This window comes from Brevundimonas sp. KH_025 (assembly GCF_057839885.1).
In genome coordinates this window covers 442,966-465,938 of sequence record NZ_CM174501.1, presented here as the reverse complement: position 1 = coordinate 465,938, position 22,973 = coordinate 442,966, and the positions used below count along the sequence as shown (strand labels likewise).

17 protein-coding genes are annotated in these 22,973 nt (G+C 69.7%); 11 read left to right on the top strand and 6 right to left on the bottom strand.

Annotated features, from left to right (window positions below):
- Nucleotides 1-19: 19 nt before the first annotated feature.
- The 4 genes from AC3IS2_RS02325 to AC3IS2_RS02310 are packed head-to-tail and all read right to left on the bottom strand — an operon-like array spanning nt 20 to nt 3,378.
- A complete protein-coding gene (locus tag AC3IS2_RS02325) occupies nt 20-385 on the bottom strand; it encodes a response regulator (RefSeq protein ID WP_489199068.1) in 366 nt (121 codons plus the stop codon).
- On the bottom strand, nt 382-663 hold the full coding sequence (locus AC3IS2_RS02320; protein WP_489199067.1) for an STAS domain-containing protein: 282 nt from the start codon (nt 661-663) through the stop codon (nt 382-384). The genes AC3IS2_RS02325 and AC3IS2_RS02320 overlap by 4 nt, the downstream gene beginning before the upstream one ends.
- Nucleotides 663-2,609 carry a methyl-accepting chemotaxis protein gene (locus AC3IS2_RS02315; protein WP_489200079.1) on the bottom strand — a complete coding sequence of 649 codons (1,947 nt, stop codon included), beginning with the start codon at nt 2,607-2,609 and terminating at the stop codon, nt 663-665. The genes AC3IS2_RS02320 and AC3IS2_RS02315 overlap by 1 nt, the downstream gene beginning before the upstream one ends.
- A gap of 43 nt (nt 2,610-2,652) precedes the next feature.
- Nucleotides 2,653-3,378 (bottom strand): TorF family putative porin, encoded by a 726-nt coding sequence (locus tag AC3IS2_RS02310; protein ID WP_489199066.1) that lies wholly within the window; start codon nt 3,376-3,378, stop codon nt 2,653-2,655.
- 381 nt (nt 3,379-3,759) lie between these two features.
- On the opposite strand from AC3IS2_RS02310, the gene AC3IS2_RS02305 reads away from it, so the two are divergent.
- Nucleotides 3,760-5,202: a two-component system sensor histidine kinase NtrB gene (locus AC3IS2_RS02305; RefSeq protein ID WP_489199065.1), complete on the top strand. Its 1,443-nt coding sequence runs from the start codon at nt 3,760-3,762 to the stop codon at nt 5,200-5,202.
- Entirely contained in the window at nt 5,199-5,801 is a 603-nt protein-coding gene (locus tag AC3IS2_RS02300; RefSeq protein WP_489199064.1) for a response regulator transcription factor, read from the top strand. The genes AC3IS2_RS02305 and AC3IS2_RS02300 overlap by 4 nt, the downstream gene beginning before the upstream one ends.
- 133 nt (nt 5,802-5,934) lie before the next feature.
- Here the strand turns inward: AC3IS2_RS02300 and AC3IS2_RS02295 are convergent, their stop codons facing one another.
- Entirely contained in the window at nt 5,935-6,084 is a 150-nt protein-coding gene (locus AC3IS2_RS02295) for a hypothetical protein (RefSeq protein ID WP_489199063.1), read from the bottom strand.
- Between the two features lie 171 nt (nt 6,085-6,255).
- On the opposite strand from AC3IS2_RS02295, the gene AC3IS2_RS02290 reads away from it, so the two are divergent.
- From AC3IS2_RS02290 to AC3IS2_RS02275, 4 genes are all read left to right on the top strand, one after another.
- The gene (locus AC3IS2_RS02290) at nt 6,256-8,736 is read left to right on the top strand and encodes a heavy metal translocating P-type ATPase (protein WP_489199062.1); all 2,481 of its coding nucleotides are present in this window, start codon (nt 6,256-6,258) and stop codon (nt 8,734-8,736) included.
- Nucleotides 8,736-9,128, top strand: coding sequence for a Cu(I)-responsive transcriptional regulator (cueR, locus tag AC3IS2_RS02285; RefSeq protein ID WP_489199061.1), 393 nt, complete (start codon nt 8,736-8,738; stop codon nt 9,126-9,128). The genes AC3IS2_RS02290 and cueR overlap by 1 nt, the downstream gene beginning before the upstream one ends.
- 131 nt (nt 9,129-9,259) lie before the next feature.
- A complete protein-coding gene (locus AC3IS2_RS02280; RefSeq protein WP_489199060.1) occupies nt 9,260-10,933 on the top strand; it encodes an MFS transporter in 1,674 nt (557 codons plus the stop codon).
- A 305-nt stretch (nt 10,934-11,238) separates the two neighbouring features.
- Complete coding sequence (locus AC3IS2_RS02275; protein ID WP_489199059.1) at nt 11,239-14,610, top strand: hybrid sensor histidine kinase/response regulator; 3,372 nt, start codon at nt 11,239-11,241, stop codon at nt 14,608-14,610.
- A gap of 1 nt (nt 14,611) precedes the next feature.
- Here AC3IS2_RS02275 and AC3IS2_RS02270 read toward each other — a convergent pair whose 3' ends face one another.
- Entirely contained in the window at nt 14,612-15,229 is a 618-nt protein-coding gene (locus AC3IS2_RS02270) for a response regulator transcription factor (RefSeq protein ID WP_489199058.1), read from the bottom strand.
- A 172-nt stretch (nt 15,230-15,401) separates the two neighbouring features.
- Here AC3IS2_RS02270 and AC3IS2_RS02265 point away from each other — a divergent pair, with 172 nt between their 5' ends.
- The 5 genes from AC3IS2_RS02265 to recA all read left to right on the top strand — a co-directional run bounded on the left by AC3IS2_RS02265 (nt 15,402) and on the right by recA (nt 22,709).
- Entirely contained in the window at nt 15,402-16,763 is a 1,362-nt protein-coding gene (locus AC3IS2_RS02265) for a DcaP family trimeric outer membrane transporter (RefSeq protein ID WP_489199057.1), read from the top strand.
- 80 nt (nt 16,764-16,843) lie between these two features.
- On the top strand, nt 16,844-18,727 hold the full coding sequence (gene acs, locus AC3IS2_RS02260) for an acetate--CoA ligase (protein ID WP_489200078.1): 1,884 nt from the start codon (nt 16,844-16,846) through the stop codon (nt 18,725-18,727).
- Between the two features lie 83 nt (nt 18,728-18,810).
- Nucleotides 18,811-19,863, top strand: coding sequence for a CaiB/BaiF CoA transferase family protein (locus AC3IS2_RS02255; protein WP_489199056.1), 1,053 nt, complete (start codon nt 18,811-18,813; stop codon nt 19,861-19,863).
- A 110-nt stretch (nt 19,864-19,973) separates the two neighbouring features.
- Nucleotides 19,974-21,485 carry a CYTH and CHAD domain-containing protein gene (locus tag AC3IS2_RS02250; RefSeq protein ID WP_489199055.1) on the top strand — a complete coding sequence of 504 codons (1,512 nt, stop codon included), beginning with the start codon at nt 19,974-19,976 and terminating at the stop codon, nt 21,483-21,485.
- Between the two features lie 144 nt (nt 21,486-21,629).
- A complete protein-coding gene (recA, locus tag AC3IS2_RS02245; protein WP_489199054.1) occupies nt 21,630-22,709 on the top strand; it encodes a recombinase RecA in 1,080 nt (359 codons plus the stop codon).
- Nucleotides 22,710-22,973: the final 264 nt, after the last annotated feature.

The following is a 22,973-nucleotide window of genomic DNA, read 5'->3' as shown; positions in this document are numbered from 1 at the left end:
AATCCTCAATCCTCGAGTCTTAGGCCGCGACGCGACGGACGGCGTCGACCAGCTTGGCCGGGTCGAAGGGCTTGACGATCCAGCCGGTGGCCCCGGCCTCGCGAGCGCGCTGCTTCTTGGCGGCGTCGCTCTCGGTGGTCAGGACCAGGACCGGCGTGGCCTTGTGGTTGGGATCGGCGCGCATGCCCTCGATGAAGCCGAAGCCGTCCATGCGGGGCATGTTGATGTCGGTGATGACGATGTCCGGGCTTTCGGCCTGGAGCACCTCCAGACCGTGGACGCCGTCCTCGGCCTGAACCACGCGATAGCCCGCGTCCTTCAACGCCAGCATCAGCATGTCGCGCATGGTGCGCGAGTCATCGACGGTGAGAACGGTCTTGGTCATGCGGGTTCGCCTTGCATAGCGAGATCGGAGACGGAGGCGCCCAGGGCGCTCCATTGCGAGGCGAAGGCCTCGGTGACGTTGATGAAGGTCAAGGTCTGACCGTCCGCGCGCCAGGTCTGGAGCGCCGACAGCAGGACCTGCAGGCACAGGCCGCCCAGCCGCTCGACGGCCGAGGCGTCCAGCGCCGTCTCCTGGCCGCGCACGGCCAGGAGTTGCGCCTTGAGGGGGTCGGCGGCGCGCAGGTCAAGCACGGCGGGAAGGGCGATCAGGGTCGACATCAGAACTCTTCCCAACCGTCTTCAGCAGGCTGCGCCTTGAGGGCGGCGCCGCCGCGGCCGACGGTCTTGAGGGCGGCGACGGTCTGGGCGACCGGCTGGGCGGCGCGGACGGCTGCAGGGGCGGACGCGACCGGCGCCGGCTTGCGGGCGGCGGCGACCGGGGCGGCGGCCTGGGCCGTGCGGAAGCGCGACACCGAGGAGGCCAGGACGTCGGCCTCCTGGGCCAGCGAATGGCTGGCGGCGGTCGATTGCTCGACCATCGCCGCGTTCTGCTGCGTCACCTGATCCATCTGGTTCACGGCGGTGTTGACCTGTTGCAGGCCGGTGGCCTGCTCCTGGGCCGAGGCCGAGATTTCCGAGACCAGGCCGTCGATTTCGGCCACGCGGCTGACGATGCGTTGCAGCGCCTCGCCGGTCTGGCCGACCAGGGTCACGCCCGCGCCGACCTGCTGGCCCGAGGCCGAAATCAGGGTCTTGATCTCCTTGGCCGCCTCGGCCGAGCGCTGGGCCAGGGCCCGCACTTCCGAGGCCACGACCGCGAAGCCGCGGCCGGCGTCGCCCGCACGGGCGGCTTCGACGCCGGCGTTCAGGGCCAGGAGGTTGGTCTGGAAGGCGATCTCGTCGATGACGCCGATGATGTCGCCGATCTGGTTCGAGGAGGCCTCGATCTGGCTCATGGCGGCCACCGCGTCGCGCACCACCTGGCCGCTCTTCTCGGCGTCGCCGCGCGCCTGCTGCACCACGCCCGAGGCCTGACGGGCGCCGTCGGCGGTCCGGTTCACTGTGGCGGTGATCTCGTCCAGGGCGGCGGCGGTTTCCTCCAGCGAGGCCGCCTGCTGTTCGGTGCGGCGCGACAGGTCGTCCGAGGCCTGGCTGATCTCGCCGGCGCCCGAACGGATGGCGGCGACGTTGGACACCACCACCGACACCGCCTGCTCCAGCTGCGAAATGGCGGCGTTGAAATCGGTCTTCAGCTGTTCGGCCTTGGGCGCGACTTCGACCGTCATGCGGTGGGTCAGGTCGCCGTTGGCCATGGCGTTCAAGCCTTGGCCCAGGGCGGTGATGGCCACGCGGTCTTCCTCGGCGGTGCGGGCCTTTTCGGCCTCGACCCGGGCGCGCTCGTCCTCGGCCGCCTGGCGCTGGGCCGCGGCCTCGGCTTCCAGGCGGGCGTTGGCGATGGCGGCTTCCTTGAAGGCCGTCACGGCCGACGCCATCAGGCCGATCTCATCCTTGCGGCCCATGGCCGGGACGATGATCGAGGTGTCGCCGCCGGCGAGGCGACGCATGGCCGAGGTCATGGCCAGCAGCGGCTTGCCCAGCAGGTTGCTCAGCAGGAAGGCCATGGCCGCCGCGATGATCAGGGCCAGAACGACGCCGCCGACCAGCTCCAGCCGCATCGTCTTCGCCACGGCGTCCTGGACCTCGCCAAAGACGCGGCTCTGCTGCGCCTTCTCTTCGACCAGGGTCTCCAGGGCGTCCTCGGCGGGGCTGATGTACTTGTCCGCTACGCCGTCACGACCGACCATGGCCACGGCCTGGGCGTGGGTGCCGGGATCGGCGGCCAGCACGCGGCCGACGTCGACCACGTGCTTGGCCCAGTCGTCGGCGGCGGCGCGAGCGGCGCGGACTTCAGCTTCACTGGTGGGATCGAGTTGAGTGATCCGATCAAGGCTCTTGCCGAAATTCTCGCGGTGAGCGGTCAGGCGCTCCAGATAATAGGCGTCCTTCGACAGCAGGAAGCCGCGATAGCTGCTTTCCTGACGCGCCAGATAGAATTTCGCCGCCTCGGCCTCGCGCTGCGTCGCCGAGGCGCGCACGCGGTCCATGCGCGCGTTTTCCAGCGCATTGACCTGCGTGAACACGGTCACGCCCATGGCGACGATCGCCAGGATGACGACGGCGAAGGCCGCCATCAGTTTCCGCTCGATCTTCAGATCGCTCAACATGCCCATCATCTGCATTCCCCCCAATAACTACTGTTCAGCCGGCTCAGAGCGAGTAGGTCAGCGCGCCCACCAGGCGGCCGTCGTAGTTCTCGCCCAGGGCGCGGCTGTCGGTGTCGTACCAGCGCACGTCCAGAGCCAGCTTGTCGGTCAGCTTGTGCTTCACGCCGAGGTTCCAGGCGGCGTATTCGGCGCCGCCGTCGGCGGTGCGGTCGGCGATCGAGGCCGAGGCCTTGGTCTTCGGACCGACGGAGACCGTGCCCTGCAGCTCGACCCACCAGGCCTCGCGCGTCGCCGCGAAACCGTCGGGCGTGTAGTTGACGCGCAGGCGGGTGTTGACGGGACCGATCTTGCGCGAGGCGTCCGCCTGATATTCCCAGAAGTTGGCGTCGACGCCGGCGCGGGTGCCCGGCAGGTCGCGGTTCACGACCGAAAAGTCGAAGCTGTAACCGGCCGCCTTGGGCCGCCAGCCGATGGCGCTGACGATCTCGGCGTCCGAGCCTTGCGACAACTTGGCGGTGGAGGCGAAGACGCTGGCGTAGAAGTCGCCGCCCGACACCTCGATCGTTCCGTTGACGCTGGGGTCGCCGGCGCTCTTGCCCAGACCCTTGCCGACATATTGGCTGGCGACGCCGATCTGGGCGTCGATGGCGTGAGCCTGGACGGCCCCGGCCGCCAGAACGGTGGAAAGGCCCGCAACCATCGGGCCGACGATGGCGGGAATGAAACGCGCGCCGTTCTGACGCCCATTGCTGTTCATTTTGAAGAGCATTTTTACCTCAGTGATCCTGAGGCCTTCATGGGGCGGACAAACGTAGATTTCTGTAAATCGGAACCTACGTAAAAACCCGCATAGTCCGGAAGGTTAAATGCCGGGCGACCGGACCCCAATCCGCCGATTCCCGGCGCCGAACGGCGACAACAACCTTGAGCATTAAGGCGACGGAAACCATAGTAATCGCCATTTTTCTGCCCCTATAGACGCCATTGGCGCAGCGTCAGAGCAGCCCCGCGTCAAGGTTAATGGCCGAATTGCATTCACGCCGACCAATGTATAGAAGGCCGGCCTCGGCTCGATTCTGTAGAATCCCCTTCGCAGACTTCGCGGTCAGAGGTTCCGAAGACCCGAGAGGAAGACCCAATTCATCCTGTGATGAAAAACCTTCTGGCTGCGACGGCGGCCGCGTCGCGCAGACGCTGGGGCGGAGCGCTTCTGGCGATCGCGGCGGTGAGCGGCGCCCTGGCGGTGCGCTTCCTGCTCGACGGACTGGGCCACTTCTACTACCTGCCGATGCTGCCGGCCGTCATCGTCACCGCCCTGCTGGCGCGGCGATCGGCTGTCGCCCTGGCCGTCGCCCTGTCCATCGGACTGAACCTCGTGCTGGTGGCGCGCGAAGGCGTCATGGACGCAGCGACGAACGCCGCCCTGTTCGCCGCGGTGGCCTGGGCCGTCGCCGAGGTCTGCATGGGCCTGCGCAAGCTGAGGGATCGCGCCGAGCAGCTGACCCACCGGCTGGTCGCCCAGGACGCCCTCCTGAACACCGTGCCCGTCGTGACGCTGGAGACCGACGGCGCCGTCCGGCGCATGAACCCCGCCGCCGCGCAATTGTTCGGGGTCGATGAGACCGCCGTGCGCGGCCGCCCCTTCAACAGCCTGGTGCCCGCCTTCGACGCGCCGGCCGTTTCCCGCGCCGATCTGGCCTACGGCGCCCTGGAGTCGGCGGACGGACACTGGAGCGGGACGCGGGGGGACGGCGCGACCTTCCCCCTGAACATCCAGTGCGGCCGCGTGCCCGGCCCCGTGGGGCAGGACCTGATCGCCCTGTGCCTGACCGACCTCAGCCGCTGGCACGCCGCCGACGCCCAGGCGCGCGAGCTGCACACGCAACTGAACAAGGTCTGGCGGCTGAACTCCCTGGGCGAAATGGCCGCCACCCTGGCCCACGAACTGAACCAGCCGCTCAGCGCCGCCGCCACCTATCTGCACGCCAGCCAGATGGACATGGAGAAGGCCGGGCCGCTGGGCGACAGCGCCCGGCGCACGACCGAACTGGCCAAGGCCCAACTTCTGCGGGCCGGCAAGATCATCCGCCGGATGCGCGAGCTTCTGTCGCTGGAAGTCCGCAGCCTGGGGCAGGAAGGCGTCTCGTCGATGATCGAGGACCTGGGTCCTGTCCTGACCATGATCGGCGCGGCCAAGGGCGTGGTCGTCCGCATGGATCTGCATCGCGACGGCGACCTGGTCCGCGCCGAGCGCATCCAGTTCCAGCAGGCCATCGTCAACCTGGTCCGCAATGCGGTGGAGGCTGTCGGCGACCGGCCCGAGCCCGATGTCGTCATCACTGGCCGGACGCTGTCCGAAACCCAGTATGCGATCAGCGTCGAGGACAACGGCCCGGGCATCGCCGTCGATCAGGTGGAGCGGATGTTCCAGCCGATGACCACCACCAAGTCCGGCGGCATGGGGCTGGGCCTGTCCGTCACCCGGACCATCGTTGAAAGCCATGGGGGACGGCTGATCGTCGCAAAAAGCGCGTTGGGGGGCGCCGCTTTCTCGTTTAACCTCATCCGCGAAGCGGTCGGCGAGCACACATGAGCCATTCCGTATTCATCATCGACGACGACGCGGCGGTCCGCGATTCCTTGCTGACGCTGTTGCGCGGCGAGGGCATTCGCGCGCGCGGCTTCTCCAGCGGGGTCGACTTCTTCGCCGCCCTGCCCGACGACGCCACGGCCTGCGTCATCACCGACGTGCGGATGCCTGACATGGACGGGGCCGAGGTGGTGCGTCGCCTCGCAGACCTGCGCGGAAGCGCCTGGCCCGTCATCGTCATCACCGGCCACGCCGACGTGCCCATGGTGGTGCAGATGATGAAGGCCGGCATCGTCGACTTCATCGAAAAGCCGTTCGACCCGCCGCGCCTGATCGAGACGGTGCGCGGCTGCCTGGCCCGACTGAACGATCTGAATCAGGAACAGGGCGCCCGCGCCGCCATCCAGGTGCGGCTGGCGCGGCTGACCCCGCGCGAGCGTCAGGTGTTCGACGCCCTGATCCAGGGGGCCTCCAACAAGGAGATCGCCCTGGCCCTGGACATCAGTCCCCGCACGGTCGAGGTCTTCCGCGCCAAGGTCATGACCAAGATGGAGGCCGACAGCCTGTCGGCCCTGGTCCGCATCGGGCTGACCCTGGGCTGATCCATTCACGGTTGCAGCGGGGACGAGGCGCTGAGGCGCCGAGGCGACCCTGTTCGGCCTGCCCGGCGTCGAGGAGGACCTCGAACTGAAATAGGTCTGCTGGGGCCTATAGCCCCCCGACCAGAAAGGGTCGTCAGTCCTCGGACGGCGCGTCGTCTTCGGTTTGACCCGCGGCCTTGGCGGCCTTCTTGGCGGCCTTGGCCGCTGCCTTGGCTTCGGCCTTCTTGGCGTCGGCGCGCTCGCGCTCCTGCCGTTCGAAACTGTAGTTGGGCTTACGGGCCATTGATGTCCTCTCGCGCCAGGCCGCCGGATGGCGACGTCAGACCCTCATTTGGTCCCAGTCGCCCGCGCCGACAACAGTGAAACGGCGCAGGCGCGAAATCAGGGCCTTGACCCTCCCATCATGGGAACCTTCATAAGGCGAGCGAACCTGATGAGTTGAGGAGCTTCGGCCATGACCGCATCGTCCGCCCGCGTCGTTGAAATCCCTGTGCGCGGCATGAGCTGCGCCAGTTGCGTCGGCCGCGTCGAACGCGCCCTGAAGGCGGCGCCGGGGGTGCGCGACGCCTCGGTCAACCTGGCCTCGGGCCGGGTCCAGGTGACGCTGACCGAAGACGGAACGGCGAGCGCGGCGGCCGAGGCCATCCGCGCCTCGGGCTATGCGCCCGGCGAACACGAGGTGGCGCTGAAGATCGCGGGCATGACCTGCGCCAGCTGCGTCGGCCGGGTCGAGCGGGCGCTGAAGGCCGCGCCCGGCGTGCTGGACGCCTCGGTCAATCTGGCGACCGAGCGGGCCGCGATCCGCATCATCGACGGCGCGACCGACCAGGCCGCCCTGATCGCCGTCGTCAAGACCGCCGGCTACGCCGCCGAGCCGGTCGGCGCCCCCGACGCCGACGCCCATGACCGCGAACAGGCCGCCCGCGACGCCGAACAGCGCGGCCTGGGCCGGGCGGTCGCGGTCGCCGCCGCCGCCACCCTGCCCCTGTTCGTCATCGAGATGGGCACGCACTTCATCCCCGGCGCCCACCACTGGCTGAACAGCACGATCGGCGAGACGCCGTGGCGGATCATCAGCTTCGTCCTGGCCAGTCTGGTGCTGTTCGGGCCGGGCTGGCGCTTCTTCCGCGCGGGCGTGCCCAATCTGATCCGGCTGACCCCGGACATGAACTCCCTGGTGGTGCTGGGCGCCACGGCGGCTTGGGCCTTCTCAAGCGTGGCGACCTTCGCGCCCGGCGTCCTGCCCGCCGGGACGGCCAACGTCTATTTCGAGGCGGCGGCGGTGATCGTCACCCTGATCCTGATCGGCCGCTGGTTCGAGGCCATGGCCAAGGGCCGCACCAGCCAGGCCATCCGACGGCTGATGGCCATGCAGGCCAAGACCGCCCGCGTCGAACGCGACGGCGTCGAGGTCGAACTGCCCATCGCCGAGGTCCGCCCCGGCGACGTCGTTTCCGTGCGTCCGGGCGAGCGGGTGCCGGTCGACGGCGTGGTGGTGGACGGCGCCTCCTTCATCGACGAATCCCTGCTGACGGGCGAGCCGATCCCGGTCGAGAAGACCGTCGGGGCGGATGTGGTCGGCGGCTCGATCAACACCACGGGGGCCTTCCGCTTCCGCGCCGAAAAGGTCGGGGCCGACACGGTGCTGGCCCAGATCGTGCGCATGGTCGAGGCGGCGCAAGGGGCCAAGCTGCCGATCCAGGCGCGGGTCGATCAGATCACCAGCTGGTTCGTGCCCGTCGTGATCGCCGCCGCCGTCCTGACCTTCGTCGTCTGGCTGATCTTCGGGCCGCAGCCGGCCCTGGGCATGGCCCTGGTCAACGCGGTGGCCGTGCTGATCATCGCCTGCCCCTGCGCCATGGGTCTGGCCACGCCGACCTCGATCATGGTCGGGACCGGGCGCGCCGCCGAACTGGGCGTCCTGTTCCGCAAGGGCGAGGCCCTGCAGGCGCTGAAGGGCGTCGAGGTCATCGCCTTCGACAAGACCGGCACCCTGACGCTGGGCCGTCCCGAACTGACCGATCTGGAGACCGCCGAGGGCTTTGACGAGGCCGAGGTCCTGGCCCTGGTCGCCGCCGTCGAGACCCGGTCGGAACACCCCATCGCCCAGGCCCTGATCAAGGCGGCCGAGGCGCGTGGCCTGAGCGTCGTCGCCCCCGACCGCTTCGGCTCGGCCCCCGGCATGGGCGCCGAGGGAGTCGTCGGCGGCCGCACGGTTCAGGTCGGCGCCGACCGCTATATGCGCGACCTCGGTCTCGACCCGGCCCTGTTCGCCGAGACCGCCGCGCGGCTGGGCGACGAGGGCAAGACGCCGCTCTACGCCGCCGTCGACGGTCGGCTGGCCGCCGTCATCGCCGTGGCCGACCCGATCAAGCCGACCAGCGCCGCCGCCATCCAGGCCCTGCACGCCCTGGGCCTGAAGACGGCGATGATCAGCGGCGACAACCGCCGCACCGCCGAGGCCGTCGCCCGCCGCCTGGGCATCGACGAGGTCCGCGCCGAGGTCCTGCCCGACGGCAAGGTGGCGGTGATCGAAGCCCTGCGCCAGGAGGGCCGCCGCGTCGCCTTCGTCGGCGACGGGGTCAACGACGCCCCGGCCCTGGCGGCGGCGGACGTGGGCCTGGCCGTCGCCCACGGCGCCGACGTGGCCATCGAGAGCGCCGACGTGGTGCTGACCGGCGGCGACCTGCGCGGCGTGGTCAATGCGGTCGGCCTGTCGCGCGCGACCATGCTCAACATCACCGAGAACCTGATCTGGGCCTTCGGCTACAATGTCGTGCTGATCCCGGTGGCGGCGGGGGTGCTGTTCCCGGCGTTCGGCCTGTTGTTGTCGCCCATGCTGGCGGCGGGGGCCATGGCCCTGTCCAGCGTCAGCGTCCTGACCAACGCCCTGCGCCTGCGCGGCTTCAAACCCCTGATCGCCGGAGCCAAGTGATGAACATCGGTCAGGCCTCAACCGCCACCGGCGTCTCGGCCAAGATGATCCGCTATTACGAGTCCGTCGGCCTGATCCGGCCGGCGGCGCGGACCGACAGCAACTACCGCGACTTCTCGGACCGCGACGTCAACGACCTGCGCTTCATCCGCCGCGCTCGGGGGCTGGGCTTTTCGGTCGAGGAGATCACCCGCCTGCTGTCGCTGTGGCGCGACGGCGAGCGCCCCAGCCGCGAGGTCAAGGCCATGGCCGAGACCCACGTCGCCGCCCTGGACGCCCGCATCGCCGAGATGCAGGCCATGGCCGACACCCTGCGCGACCTGGCCCGCTGCTGCGCCGGCGACGAGCGCCCGGACTGCCCCATTCTGGCGGACCTGGCGGCCCAGCCTTAGGCGTTGCGGCGTTCGACCAAAGTCGCTCTCTCCAAAGCCTGCGACCTGCTGTCACTCTCCCTTCCGACGATCCGGCAACAGGATCGCGAGGAAACGGTCGCGAAACGCGGCCATACAGGAAGGGACTGCCCATGACCGACCGCACAATGGATGCGGCGGAGGGCGTGGAACACACGGTCGACAAGAACGACCGGCTCGTGATTCTGGCGTCGTCCGTCGGCACCGTCATCGAATGGTACGACTTCTATCTCTACGGCTCGCTGGCCGCGATCATCACTACCCAGTTCTTCTCGGGCGTGAACGAGACCACCGGCTATATCTTCGCCCTGATGGCCTTTGCCGCCGGCTTTGCGGTCCGTCCGTTCGGGGCCATCGTCTTCGGACGGCTGGGCGACCTGTGGGGCCGCAAGAACACCTTCCTCGTCACCATGCTGCTGATGGGTCTGTCGACCTTCGTCGTCGGTCTGCTGCCGCCCTATGCGGCCATCGGCATCGCCGCGCCGATCGTCCTGGTGGCCATGCGCCTGATCCAGGGCCTGGCGCTCGGCGGTGAATACGGCGGCGCCGCCACCTACGTCGCCGAGCACGCCCCGCACGGCAAGCGCGGCTTCTACACCTCCTTCATCCAGATCACGGCGACGGCGGGCCTGGTGCTCAGCCTGGCCGTCATCCTGGGCGTCCGCTTCGCCGTCGGCGAGGAAGCCTTCCTCGACTGGGGCTGGCGCATTCCCTTCCTGGTCTCGATCCTGCTGCTGGGCGTCTCGCTGTGGATCCGCCTGAAGCTGGCCGAGAGCCCCTCGTTCAAGAAGATGAAGGCCGAGGGCAAGGGTTCCACCACCCCGCTGAAGGACAGCTTCGCCAAGTGGCCGAACCTGAAGCTGGTGCTGATCGCCCTGGTCGGTCTGACCGCCGGCCAGGCCGTCATCTGGTACACGGGTCAGTTCTACGCCCTGTTCTTCCTGGAGCGGGTGCTGCGGGTCGAGGCGTCGCTGGTCTATGTCATGCTGGCCGTCGCCCTGCTGCTGGCCTCGCCCTTCTTCATCTTCTGGGGCTGGCTGTCGGACAAGGTGGGGCGCAAGCCGATCATCCTGGCCGGCTGCCTGATCGCGGCCGTCACCTACTTCCCGCTGTTCAACGCCCTGACCGAAGCGGCCAACCCGCGTCTGGCGGCGGCCGCGGCCTCGGCGCCGGTCACGGTCTATGCTGATCCGGCCGACTGTAATCTGCAGTTCGATCCGGTGGGCAAGACGGTGTTCAACCACTCCTGCGACGTGGCCAAGTCCTATCTGGCCAAGGCCGGCGTGACCTACACCAATGTCGCCGCGCCCGCCGGCGCCGTGGCCGAGGTCCGCATCGGCGATCAGGCCGTGGTCCCCAGCTTCCGCGGCGACGCCATGACCACCGCTGACTTCGCCGCCCGGAAGAAGACCTGGGAAGCGGGTCTGGGTGCGGCCCTGTCGACCGCCGGCTATCCCGCCAAGGCCGACAGCGCCCTGGTCAACAAGCCGATGGTGGTGCTGATCCTCTTCATCCTCGGCTTCTATGTGACCATGGTCTACGGGCCGATCGCGGCGGCCCTGGTCGAGATGTTCCCGACCAAGATCCGCTACACCTCGATGTCCCTGCCCTATCACATCGGCAACGGCTGGTTCGGCGGTTTCCTGCCGACCACCGCCTTCGCCATGGTCGCGGCCACGGGCAACATCTACTACGGCCTCTGGTATCCGATCGTGGTGGCGCTCGCGACGGTCGTGCTGGGCTTCCTGCTGGTCAAGGAAGGCAAGGACGTCGATCTGAATGCGTAACGCCTAGAGCTGCTAGCCTAAGGGGCGGTCCGGCTTCGGTCGGGCCGCCTCTGCTCGTTTCCCGTTGAGTGCTGAAAAATCCGCGATCAAAGCCCTCCCCCTCGATGGGGGAGGGTTGGGTGGGGGTGAGCGCAGGCCGTTTCAAATGAGGCTCGGGAGGCGCCGACGCGCCTCATGCGCCCGATCCCCAATGTCGCGTCCTCACCCCCATCCCCGGCCCTTCCCCCATCGAGGGGGAAGGGAGACAGTTGCGCCACATCATTTCACCCTTGTCCCCCGCCCCCGCTCCGTCCCAGATGCCGGTCATGTTCAGCCTCGTGACCCTGGCCCTGGTGGCCGCCTATATGGCCGTCCTGTTCGCGGTCGCCTGGTGGTACGAGCGACCGTCGATCAAGACGCGCGGCGGGGCGCTGGGGCCGTCGCTCTATGCGCTGTCGCTGGCCATCTACTGCACCTCGTGGACCTATTACGGGGCGGTGGGGACAGCGGCGCGGTCGGCCTGGGAATACCTGCCCATCTATATCGGCCCGGCGCTGGGGGTGACGGTGCTGTTCCCGCTGTGGAAGCGGATCGCGGCGGCGGCCCGGCGCGAGAACGTCGGCTCGATGGCCGACTTCATCTCCTCGCGCTACGGCAAGAGCCCGGCCCTGGGCGCGGCGGTGGCGGCGGTCGCCATCCTGGGGTCCCTGCCCTACATCGCGCTGCAGCTGAAATCCCTGTCGATGGCGGGCGAGATGCTGACGGCGGGGACGCCCGTCGCCGGCTCCGAGAGCCTGACGGTTCTGGTCATGGCCGGGGTGCTGGCCGGGTTCGCCATCCTGTTCGGCGCGCGGCGTCCCGACCTGACCGAGCACAACCGCGGCCTGATCCAGGCCATCGGCATCGAGTCCATCGTCAAGCTGGCGGCCCTGCTGGCCGTGGCCGTCTTCGCCCTGACGCTGCTGGCGCGCGCGCCCGCCTCCGCCGACGTGACCGCCAGCCTCGGCGATCTGGCCCGCTGGCCCGATCTGGACGGGCGCTTCTGGGCCATCGTCTTGGTGGCGACCCTGGCCATCTTCTGCCTGCCGCGTCAGTTCCACGTCGCCTTCGTCGAGGGCGGCGATCCGGCCCAGGTGCGCCGCGCGCGCTGGATCTTCCCCCTCTATCTGCTTCTGACCAGTCTGGCGGTCCTGCCGCTGGTGGCGGCGGGCGGCCTGTTCGCGCCCAGCGTCAATCCCGACCTGCTGGTGTTGGCCCTGCCGCTGAACTCGGGCCAGTCGGTCCTGACCGCCGTGGTCTTCGTCGGCGGCTTCTCCGCGGCCACCGCCATGGTCATCGTCGAGGCCGTGGCCCTGTCGGCCATGGTGTCGAACAACCTGATCCTGCCCTTGTTGGCCGCCGAACGGCGTCGGCGAGGCGAGCGTGCGGGCGACATGGCGCGGGCCATCCTGAACATCCGCCGCGTGGCCATCGTCGCCCTGCTGCTGATGGCCTGGGTCTATTATCAGGCCATGGACCAGTCGCGCGGTCTGGCGGCCATGGGGCTGCTCTCCTTCACGGCCCTGGCCCAGCTGGCGCCCGCCCTGTTCGGCGCGGTGCTGTGGCGCGGAGGGCGGTCGCGCGGGGCGCTGGCGGGCTTAAGCGTCGGCATGACGGTCTGGCTGGTCATGCTGGCGGCGCCGCAGCTGGGTCCCGGCTTCGGCCTGAACGTCCCGGCCATGATCGGGCTGAAGGACCCGTTCGCGGCCGGGGTCTTCCTCAGCCTGACGCTGAACCTCGGCGTCTTTGTTCTGGTGTCGAAGCTGGGCCGCCCGCGCCTGATCGATCAGGTTCAGGCCCGCGCCTTCGTCGACCGGCTGGGGCCGGACTGGATGGAGGGGCGCGGCGGCTCGGCCGGGGCCTCGGTCGGCGACCTGAAGGCCCTGGTCGCCCGCTTCATCGGCGACGAGCGGGCCGAGCGCGCCTTCGCCGCCTGGGCGCGCGAGACCGAGGTCAAGCTGCGCGACGCCGATCCCGCCGACGCCGGGCTGGCCCGCGCCGCCGAACGGATGCTGGCGGGCGCGGTCGGCGCCGCCTCGGCTCGCCGGGTCATCGCCGCCGCCCTGGCCGCCGGGGGCCGCGCGCCCGAGGACGTGGTGCGGATGCTGGACGAGGCGTCGCAGGCCGTCCAGTTCAACCGCGACCTGCTGCAGACTACGCTCGACAACATCGACCAGGGCGTCAGCGTGGTGGACGAGGACCTGCGCCTGACCGCCTGGAACCGGCGCTATGTCGAGATGTTCGACCTGCCCGCCGGCTTCGTCCATGTCGGCCTGCCCGTCGCCGCCGTCTATCGCCTGAACGCCGAGCGCGGCGAGAGTCCGCACGACATCGAGGCCTGGGTCGAACGGCGGCTGGAGGCCCTGGCCCGCCGCATCCCGCACGACCATGAACGCGAGCAGCCCGACGGCCGCATCCTGCGCTCGTCCGGCGCCCCCATCCCCGGCGGCGGCTACGCCACCAGCTATACCGACATCACCGCCCTGCGCCGCGCCGCCCGCGATCTGGAGGAGGCCAACGAGCGGCTGGAGGCCCGCGTCGCCGACCGCACCGAACGGCTGGAGGAGGCCCGGCGTCTGGCCGAGGACGCCACGGCCTCCAAGACCCGCTTCCTCGCCGCCGCCAGCCACGACCTGTTGCAGCCGCTGCACGCCGCGCGCCTGTTCATCGCCGCGCTGAAAGAGGAGCAGGCGCTGGCGCCGGGGTCCGCCGCACGCGGGCTGGCGACCAACGCCGACCGCGCGATCGACAGCGCCCACCGCCTGCTGACGGCCCTGCTCAACCTGTCCAAGCTGGAGGCGGGCGGGGTCCAGCCCGCCGTGGCCCCTCTGTCGCTGGACGCCCTGTTCGCCGAGCTGCGCCGCGAGTTCGCCCCCATGGCCCGCGCCAAGGGTCTGCGGCTGACCGTCGTGCCGTCGGGTCTGTGGGTCGCCTCGGACCACGACCTGCTGCGCTCCATGCTGCAAAACCTGACCGCCAACGCCATTCGCTACACCGACCGGGGCCGGGTGCTGGTCGGGGCTCGGCGGGACGGAGACACGGTGCGGATGCTGGTCTGCGACACAGGGCGCGGCATCCCGGATGCGGATCGCGAAAGCGTCTTCGGCGAGTTCGTGCGCCTGCCCGGCGCGCCCGTGGACGAGCCGGGCGCGGGCCTGGGCCTCGCCATCGTGCAGAAGCTGTCGGACCTGCTGCGCCATCCTCTGTCGATGGCGTCGCGGGTGGGGCGCGGCACGACCTTCCGCGTCAGCGCGCCGCGCGCCGCCGCGCTGGCCGTGGTCGCGCCCGCCGCCGAGGGCGACGCGCGCCTGCCGCTGGCGGGCCTGCGGGTGCTGTGCGTGGACAATGAACCGGCCATCCTCGACGCCCTGACGGCGCTTCTGACCCGCTGGGGCGCGCAGGCGACGACGGCGCGGTCCGCAGCCGAGGGCGTGGCGGCCAAGGGGCCGTTCGACGCGGCCCTGGTCGACCTGCATCTGGGCGACGGGGCCGACGGGCTGACGGTGGTGGACGCCCTGCGGGCGCGGGGCCTGCGCCGCATCGGCCTGGTCACCGCCGACACCCGCGAGGGGCTGAAGGAGACGGCGACGACGGCGGGCGCGACCCTGCTGCCCAAGCCGGTCAAACCGGCGGCGCTGAAGGCGTTTCTGTCGAGCTAGATCAGCCCAGGTCGATCGATTGCGCCAGGATCACCGCCTGGGTCCGGTTGTGGACGCCCAGCTTGCGGAAGACGCTGGTCAGGTGGGCCTTGATCGTCGCCTCGGTGACGCCGAGGTCGAAGGCGATCTGCTTGTTCAACCGCCCGGCCTTCAGGCCTTCGAGGATACGTAATTGCGAAGGCGTCAGGCTGGCGATGCGGGCTTCCAGATCGCCTTCCTCCGGTCCGGGCGCGCCGACGTCGGGCGCCCAGGTCTCGCCGGACAGGATGGCGGTGATGGCCTCGACCATGACCGGCAGGGCGGCGGACTTGGGGATGAAGCCGGCGGCGCCCAGCGTCAGGGCGCGGCGCACGGTGGGCGGCTCCTCGCTGGCCGAGACCACGGCCACCGGCACCGCCGGATGCTCGGTTCGGATGCGGCTCAGGCCCGCCATGCCCTCGCTGTCCGACAGCTTCAGATCCAGCAGCAGCAGGTCGGTCGCGGCTTCGGCCAAGGCCGTCTGAACCTCGGCCAGACTGGCGCATTCCGCAATCACGGCGCCGGGCGCGGCCTTTTCGACGGCCGATCTGAGCGCCGCCCGAAACAGGGGGTGGTCGTCGGCGACGAGGATGCGATCCATGAACGTCCTTCCCGTGCGCGGTTCTTTTTCCGGTCGAGGCCGCGCTGTGACGACACAATGCCGCGCCTCGACTTTGGTCGAAACTAGACCAATGGCTAATGGCCGCAAACCGCCCCCGCGCGGAATGCTGCCGTCTCGAGGTTCGCATCAGACGAACCCGGGAGGACATGACATGGGAAGATTCCGCCTGCTCGGCGGCGCGGCCGCGGCTGCGCTGTTGTTCGCCCCCGGCGCCGTCTGGGCGCAGGACGCCAATGCAGCCCTCGAGGCCCGCATCGCCCAGCTCGAAGCCGAGCTGAACAGCCTGAAGTCCGAGGTCGCCGCCGCGCGAACCCAGCAGACGACCCAATCCCAGGCGATGGCGCAGGACATCATCCGCCTGGAAGCCCGCCCGGCCGCCCCGGCGCCGACCCCGGTCTCGACCACCCCGCGCGAAGAAGGCTTCCGCATCGGCGATCACACGGTCAAGTTCGGCGGCTTCATCAAGGTCGACGCCATGGCCTCCCGCTATTCCGGCGGCGACCCGGCCAACGGCGACCTGCTGCGCGACTATCACCTGCCCGGCTCCATCCCGATCGGTGCAGCCGATGAAGACACGGCCACGGACTTCAACGCCCGTCAGACCCGCTTCTGGCTGACCACCGACGGTCTGGTCGGCGGCCACAAGGTCGGCGCCCGGCTGGAGATGGACTTCGAAAGCCTGCCCGGCGCCGGCGACCAGCGCACCACCAGCGCCTCGAACCCCGCCCTGCGCCGCGCCTTCGTCACCATCGACAACTGGCTGATCGGCCAGGAGTGGACCAATTTCCAGAACACCGCCGTCCTGCCGGAATCGGCCGACTTCGTCGGCGCCGCCGAGGGCACGGTCTTCGCCCGCCAGGCCCAGGTCCGCTACACGCGCGGCCCCTTCTCGGTTTCGGTCGAGAACCCCGAGACTACCGTCACCCCCTTCGGCGGCGGCGCGCGGATCGTCGCCGACGACAACAGCCTGCCCGACCTGACGGCGCGTTACGCTCTCAGCCGCCCCTGGGGCGACGTCCAGTTCGCCGGCCTGCTGCGTCAGCTCAAGTATCAGAACCCGGCGACCAGCATCGACTCGACCGCGACCGGCTGGGGCCTGTCGGCCTCGGCCAAGCTCAAGGTCGGGGCCCAGGACGACCTGCGCTTCATGCTGTCGGGCGGCGAGGGCGTAGGCCGCTATCTGGGCCTCAACTTCGCCAACGACGCGGTGCTGGACGCCTCGGGCGAACTTGACGCCATCGGCGTGGTCGCCGGCTTCGCCGCCTATCGCCACGTCTGGACGCCGGGCTGGCGCTCCAGCCTGATCTGGTCGGCGCAGAGGGTGGACAACGACGTCCTGCTGACCGGGGCGAGCGCCAACCGCTCGGCCCAGAGCCTGCACGCCAACCTGATCTGGTCGCCGGTCACGGCGTTTGATGTCGGCGCCGAACTGATGTTCGCTGACCGCAAGCTGGAGTCGGGACTGGACGGCGACATGACCCGTCTGATCCTGTTCGCCAAATACGGCTTCTAAGACCAAGAAACTGGAGGAGAGCGCGCGTGTCCGACCCGGAAATCTATCCCGTCCCCGCCGACCTGGCCGCCCGCGCCCACATGGACCGCGACGCCTATGAGGCCGCCCGGATCGCGGCGCGCGAGGCCCCCGACGCCTATTGGGGGCAGCAGGCCAAGCGCCTCGAATGGATGACCTTCCCGTCGAAGATCAAGAACGTCAGCTTCGACAAGGAAGACTTCCGCATCCGCTGGTTCGAGGACGGGGTGCTGAACGTCTCGGCCAACTGCATCGACCGCCACCTGCCCCACCGCGCTGACGACACGGCGATCATCTGGGAAGGCGACGAGCCCACCGACAGCCAACACGTCACCTACGGCCAGTTGCACGAGCGCGTCTGCCGCATGGCCAATGTGCTCAAGGCCAACGGCGTCCAGAAGGGCGACCGCGTCACCATCTATCTGCCGATGATCCCCGAGGCCGCCTACGCCATGCTGGCCTGCGCCCGCATCGGCGCGGTCCATTCGGTCATCTTCGGCGGCTTCTCGCCCGACAGCATCGCCGGACGCATCGAGGACTGCGGCTCGACCTTCGTCATCACCGCCGACGAGGGCTGCCGCGGCGGCAAGAAGGTCCCGTTGAAGGCCAATGTCGACAAGGCGCTGGAGAAGGCAGCGGGCGTCGCCGGGGTCCTGCTGATCCGCCACACCGGGGCCGAGGTCGGCTTCGTCGAGGGCCGCGATCTGGACTACGAGACCGAGGCTGAGGCGGTCAGCAATCATTGCCACCCCGAGCCGATGCACGCCGAGGACCCGCTCTTCATCCTCTACACCTCGGGCTCGACCGGCAAACCCAAGGGCGTGCTGCACACCACCGGCGGCTACCTGCTCTGGGCCAGCTACACCCACGAACTGGTCTTCGACTACCGGCCCGGCGAGGTCTTCTGGTGCACCGCCGACGTGGGCTGGGTGACGGGCCACTCCTATGGCGTCTATGGCCCGCTGGCCAATGGGGCGACGACCCTGCTGTTCGAGGGCGTGCCCAACTATCCGACCGTCAGCCGCTTCTGGGAGGTCATCGACAAGCATAGCGTCGAGATCTTCTACACCGCCCCCACCGCCCTGCGCTCGCTGATGCGCGAGGGCGACGCACCCGTTAAGGCGACCAGCCGCAAGTCCCTGCGCCTGCTGGGCAGCGTCGGCGAGCCGATCAACCCCGAGGCCTGGCGCTGGTATCATGAGGTGGTCGGCGAAGGCCGCCTGCCCATCGTCGACACCTGGTGGCAGACGGAAACCGGCGGTGTCCTGATCTCGCCCCTGCCCGGCGCGACCGACCTCAAGCCCGGCTCGGCGACCAAGCCCCTGCCCGGCGTCGAGCTGCAGATCGTCGACGCCGACGGCGCGGTTCTGGAGGGCGCGACCGAGGGCAATCTGGTCATCACCGACAGCTGGCCGGGCCAGATGCGCACCGTCTATGGCGACCACGCGCGCTTCTTCGAGACCTATTTCTCGACCTATCCGGGCAAGTATTTCACCGGCGACGGCTGCCGCCGCGACGCGGACGGCTACTACTGGATCACCGGCCGGGTCGACGACGTCATCAACGTCTCGGGCCACCGCATGGGCACGGCCGAGGTCGAGAGCGCCCTGGTCCTGCACGAGGCCGTGGCCGAGGCCGCCGTGGTCGGCTTCCCCCACGACATCAAAGGTCAGGGCATCTACGCTTATGTCACCCTGAACAAGGGGGTCGAGGCCACCGAGGCCCTGCGCAAGGAACTGATCAATCAGGTCCGCGAGGAGATCAGCCCCATCGCCGCGCCTGACGTGATCCAGTGGGCGCCGGGCCTGCCCAAGACCCGCTCCGGCAAGATCATGCGGCGCATCCTGAGGAAGATCGCCGAGAACGAACTGGGCGCGCTCGGCGACACCTCGACCCTGGCCGACCCTTCGGTCGTCGACGACCTGGTGAAGAACCGGGCCGCCTGACGACCTTCCCCTCTCCCCGAAAGGCGGTCCCGGCCGACGCTCGCGTCTGGACGGGGCCGCCGGCCTCGGCTTGAGTGCGGGGTATGAGCGGAACCCTCGACGGCCTGACCATCATCGAACTGGGCGGCATCGGCCCCGCCCCCTTCTGCGGCATGATGCTGGCCGATCACGGGGCGACCGTGATCCTGGTCCACCGCCCCGGCGCCGCCCCCGATCCGCGCGACCCGCTGAACCGGGGGCGGACCCTAATCGAGGCCGACCTGAAGACGCCCGAGGGCGCCGCCCGCATCCGCGACCTGGCCCGGACCGCCGACGGCCTGATCGAGGGCTTTCGGCCCGGCGTCATGGAGCGGCTGGGCCTCGGCCCCGAGGTCCTGCTGGGCGACAATCCGAAGCTCGTTTTCGGCCGCATGACCGGCTGGGGTCAGGACGGGCCTCTGGCCCCGGCGCCGGGCCACGACATCGACTACATCGCCCTGTCGGGCGCCCTGCACGCCTTCGGCCGGGCGGGCGAGAAGCCGACCCCGCCGATCAACATGGTCGGCGACTTCGGCGGCGGCGGAATGCTGCTGGCCTTCGGCATGGTCGCCGGCCTGCTGAAGGCCCAGCGCAGCGGGCGCGGCGACGTCATCGACTGCGCCATGAGCGAGGGCTCGGCCCTGCTGATGAGCATGATCTGGGGCTTCCGCCAGACCCTGCCCGGTCCCCTGGCCTGGCGCGACGAGCGCGGGGTCAACCTGCTGGACACGGGCGCCCCTTTCTACGAGGTCTATGAGACGGCGGACGGCCGGCACCTGGCGGTCGGGGCCATCGAGCCGCAGTTCTACGCCGCCCTGCTGCGCCTGACGGGGCTGGAAGGCGACGCCGACTTCGCCATGCCCTTCGATCCGGCCGCCTGGCCCGGCCTGAAGGCGCGGCTGGCCGAGGTCTTCCGCACCCGCAACCGCGACGACTGGTGCGGCCATCCCGAGGCGCGGCAGGCCTGCGTCGCCCCCGTCCTGTCGATGGCCGAGGCGCCCGAGCATCCGCACAATCGGGCGCGCGGCGCCTTCGTCACGGCCCACGGCGTGGTCCAGCCCGCCCCCGCCCCGCGTTTCCGCGACAGCCCGGCGCGCGTCGTGGGCGAGGAGGTCTGAACCTCGCCCGTCAGGCGAATTCTATTGGAAAGCCCCGCCCCGAGGGTCCTGGATTAGGCTAGAGGCTGCGGCCGCTTCATAATGCGGCTTCGCACAGGACAGGGCGGCGCATGACGGCTCCCGCGATCGAAACCGAACTGAAGTTCCGGCTCGGCCCCGGCGCGGTGGTTCGCCTGTCGGGGCATCCGGCGCTGCAGGGCGAGCAGACCACCGACCATCTGCGTTCGGTCTATTTCGACACGCCCGACGGCGTCCTGCGCGCCGCCGGCTTCGGCCTGCGGGTGCGGGCGACCAGCCACGGCTTCGTCCAGACGCTGAAGCGCCAGACCGCCCCCGGCCAGACCGCCCGCGACGAATGGGAGGTCCCCGTCGCCTCCGAGGCGCCGGACTTCGCCGCGCTCATGACCACGCCGGCGCACAGGCTGCTGAAGCGCCGCGGCCGCGACCTGTCGCCTCGCTTCGCCACGACCGTCGTGCGCCGCATCCGCATGGTCCGGCTGTATGGCGCCCTGATCGAGGCCGCCTTCGACGCGGGCGAGCTATCCTGTGGCGACCGCCGCGAGCCGATCTATGAACTGGAGCTGGAGCTGAAGCGCGGCGACCCCGGCGCCCTCTTCGCCCTGGCCCGGCGGCTGGCCCACGACCTGCCCATCGTCCCGGTGTTCGAAAGCAAGGCCGAGCGCGGCTGGCGCCTCGCCGAGGGGACCAGCCGCGCCCCCCGCCGCGCCGTCCCCGCGCCCCTGTCGCCCGACGCTGCGACCGGCGAGGCCTTCCGCACCATCGGCATGGCCTGTGTGGCCCAGGTCTCGGCCAACGCCGAACTGCTGCGCGTCGTGCGCCGGCCCGAGGCGGTGCATCAGCTGCGCGTGGGCCTGCGCCGCCTGCGCGCCGCCGTCGCCGTCTTCAAGCCCCTGCTGGCCGAGGCGGACCGCGAGCGGATCGAGGCCGAGCTGAAATGGCTGGCGCACGAGGCCGACGCCGCGCGCGATCTGGACGTCTTCATCCGCGACGTCTTCCACCCGACCGCGCTGGAGGCGCCCTCGCCCGATCTGGCGTCGCTGGGACGGCATCTGCTGAGCGCGCGGGGCCAGGCCTATGACCGCGTCCTCGCCGCCCTCCAGTCGCCGCGCTACGGCCGGATGATGCTGGAGACCACGGCCTGGATCGATACGGCGGCCCTGCCGGACGGCCCTGTCGCCCCCTTCGCCGTCGAGGCCCTGGACCGGCTGCACCGTCAGGTCGAACAGCGCGCCCGCGACCTGGCCGATCTGGACCCCGAGGCCCGCCACAACCTGCGCATCCGCGCCAAGCGCCTGCGCTACGCCGCCGAGTTCTTCGCCGACCTGTTTCCCGTCCGTCGCCGCCGCGCCCGCTATCTGAAGGCGCTGGAACGACTGCAGGACAGGCTGGGCGTCCTCAACGATCTGGCCGTGGCGCGCGATCGAATCCCGGGCGAGGCGCGTCTGGACGACGCCGAGGTCGCCTTCGCCGCCGGGCGCGTCATCGGCCGACGCGAGCGCGACGAGGCCGCGCTGCTGGCCTCTGCGGCCAAGGCCTGCGGGCGTTTCCACGACGCCAGGCCCTTCTGGACCCGGCGCAGACAACGTCAGAAACGGTCGTAGATCGCATTTTGTTCTCACGCGCCAAATGAGAACATCTTGTGAACCAGAACAAACCATGCACATAGTCCGTCTCACAGAGGGAGCGGGTCCTGGCGGGTCTCTCCCAAAGCCCAGAATGGAATCATGGCAAGGGAGAGAAAACCAATGGCACAGGCGGCATTGAAGCTCGTGGGTAAAGAAGACGGCGAAAAGCAACGCGCTCTGGAGGCGGCGATCGCGCAGATCGATCGCGCCTTCGGCAAGGGCTCGGTGATGAAGCTCGGCAAGGCCGGCGTGGTGGCCGAGATCGAAAGCGTCTCGACCGGCTCGCTGGGTCTGGACATGGCCCTGGGCATCGGCGGCCTGCCGGTCGGGCGGGTGATCGAGGTGTTCGGCCCTGAATCCTCGGGCAAGACGACGCTCGCCCTGCACACCGTGGCCGAGGTCCAGAAGAAGGGCGGCGTGGCCGCCTTCGTCGACGCCGAACACGCGCTCGATCCGGTCTATGCCCAGAAGCTGGGCGTCAACCTGGACGACCTGCTGGTGTCGCAGCCCGACACCGGCGAGCAGGCGCTGGAGATCGTCGACACCCTGGTGCGCTCGGGCGCCGTGGATATCGTGGTGGTCGACTCGGTCGCCGCCCTGACCCCGCGCGCTGAAATCGAGGGCGAGATGGGCGACAGCCTGCCCGGCCTGCAAGCCCGCCTGATGAGCCAGGCCCTGCGCAAGCTGACCGCCTCGATCTCCAAGTCGAAGTGCATCGTCCTGTTCATCAACCAGATCCGTCACAAGATCGGCGTCATGTACGGCTCGCCGGAAACGACGACAGGCGGCAATGCGCTGAAATTCTACGCCTCGGTCCGCCTCGACATCCGCCGCACCGGCGCGATCAAGAACCGCGACGAGGTCGTCGGCAACACCACCCGCGTCAAGGTGGTCAAGAACAAGGTCGCCCCGCCGTTCCGCGAGGTCATCTTCGACATCATGTACGGCGAAGGCATCTCCAAGATCGGCGAGATCATCGACCTGGGGGTCAAGGCCAACATCATCGAGAAGTCCGGCTCGTGGTTCTCCTACGACTCCACCCGCATCGGTCAGGGCCGCGAGAACGCCAAGGAATTCTTGAAGAACAACCCGGACATGGCCCTCGCCATCGAGAAGGCCGTGCGCCAGTCCACGGCCAAGATCGCCGACGACATGCTGGGCGCGCCCGAGCCTGACGAAGGTCAAGATCTGGAGGGCTGATCCAGCCTCTCCGCCCAAGCTTCCGTCCGTCGTCCCCGCGACCCGCCTACCGACCCCGCGGGGTCGGTCGGACGGAGCCGGCCCGCCCGATCCGCATCGGGCGGGCCTCTTTTTGTCTGGGACATGGCCGCCCGATCCGCATCGGGCGGGCCTCTTTTTGTTCGGGACATGGCCGCCCGATCCGCATCGGGCGGGCCTCTTTTTGTCTGGAGCCGTGACCGCCCGATCCGCCGCCCGTCCGCCGTCACCCCGGACGGCCCGAAG

Bases quoted from the DNA above. Each gene is read 5' to 3' on its own strand.
- AC3IS2_RS02325 (WP_489199068.1), bottom strand. From the start codon at position 385: ATGACCAAGACCGTTCTCACCGTCGATGACTCGCGCACCATGCGCGAC.
- AC3IS2_RS02320 (WP_489199067.1), bottom strand. From the start codon at position 663: ATGTCGACCCTGATCGCCCTTCCCGCCGTGCTTGACCTGCGCGCCGCC.
- AC3IS2_RS02315 (WP_489200079.1), bottom strand. From the start codon at position 2,609: ATGTTGAGCGATCTGAAGATCGAGCGGAAACTGATGGCGGCCTTCGCC.
- AC3IS2_RS02310 (WP_489199066.1), bottom strand. From the start codon at position 3,378: ATGCTCTTCAAAATGAACAGCAATGGGCGTCAGAACGGCGCGCGTTTC.
- AC3IS2_RS02305 (WP_489199065.1), top strand. From the start codon at position 3,760: ATGAAAAACCTTCTGGCTGCGACGGCGGCCGCGTCGCGCAGACGCTGG.
- AC3IS2_RS02300 (WP_489199064.1), top strand. From the start codon at position 5,199: ATGAGCCATTCCGTATTCATCATCGACGACGACGCGGCGGTCCGCGAT.
- AC3IS2_RS02295 (WP_489199063.1), bottom strand. From the start codon at position 6,084: ATGGCCCGTAAGCCCAACTACAGTTTCGAACGGCAGGAGCGCGAGCGC.
- AC3IS2_RS02290 (WP_489199062.1), top strand. From the start codon at position 6,256: ATGACCGCATCGTCCGCCCGCGTCGTTGAAATCCCTGTGCGCGGCATG.
- cueR (WP_489199061.1), top strand. From the start codon at position 8,736: ATGAACATCGGTCAGGCCTCAACCGCCACCGGCGTCTCGGCCAAGATG.
- AC3IS2_RS02280 (WP_489199060.1), top strand. From the start codon at position 9,260: ATGACCGACCGCACAATGGATGCGGCGGAGGGCGTGGAACACACGGTC.
- AC3IS2_RS02275 (WP_489199059.1), top strand. From the start codon at position 11,239: ATGTTCAGCCTCGTGACCCTGGCCCTGGTGGCCGCCTATATGGCCGTC.
- AC3IS2_RS02270 (WP_489199058.1), bottom strand. From the start codon at position 15,229: ATGGATCGCATCCTCGTCGCCGACGACCACCCCCTGTTTCGGGCGGCG.
- AC3IS2_RS02265 (WP_489199057.1), top strand. From the start codon at position 15,402: ATGGGAAGATTCCGCCTGCTCGGCGGCGCGGCCGCGGCTGCGCTGTTG.
- acs (WP_489200078.1), top strand. From the start codon at position 16,844: ATGGACCGCGACGCCTATGAGGCCGCCCGGATCGCGGCGCGCGAGGCC.
- AC3IS2_RS02255 (WP_489199056.1), top strand. From the start codon at position 18,811: ATGAGCGGAACCCTCGACGGCCTGACCATCATCGAACTGGGCGGCATC.
- AC3IS2_RS02250 (WP_489199055.1), top strand. From the start codon at position 19,974: ATGACGGCTCCCGCGATCGAAACCGAACTGAAGTTCCGGCTCGGCCCC.
- recA (WP_489199054.1), top strand. From the start codon at position 21,630: ATGGCACAGGCGGCATTGAAGCTCGTGGGTAAAGAAGACGGCGAAAAG.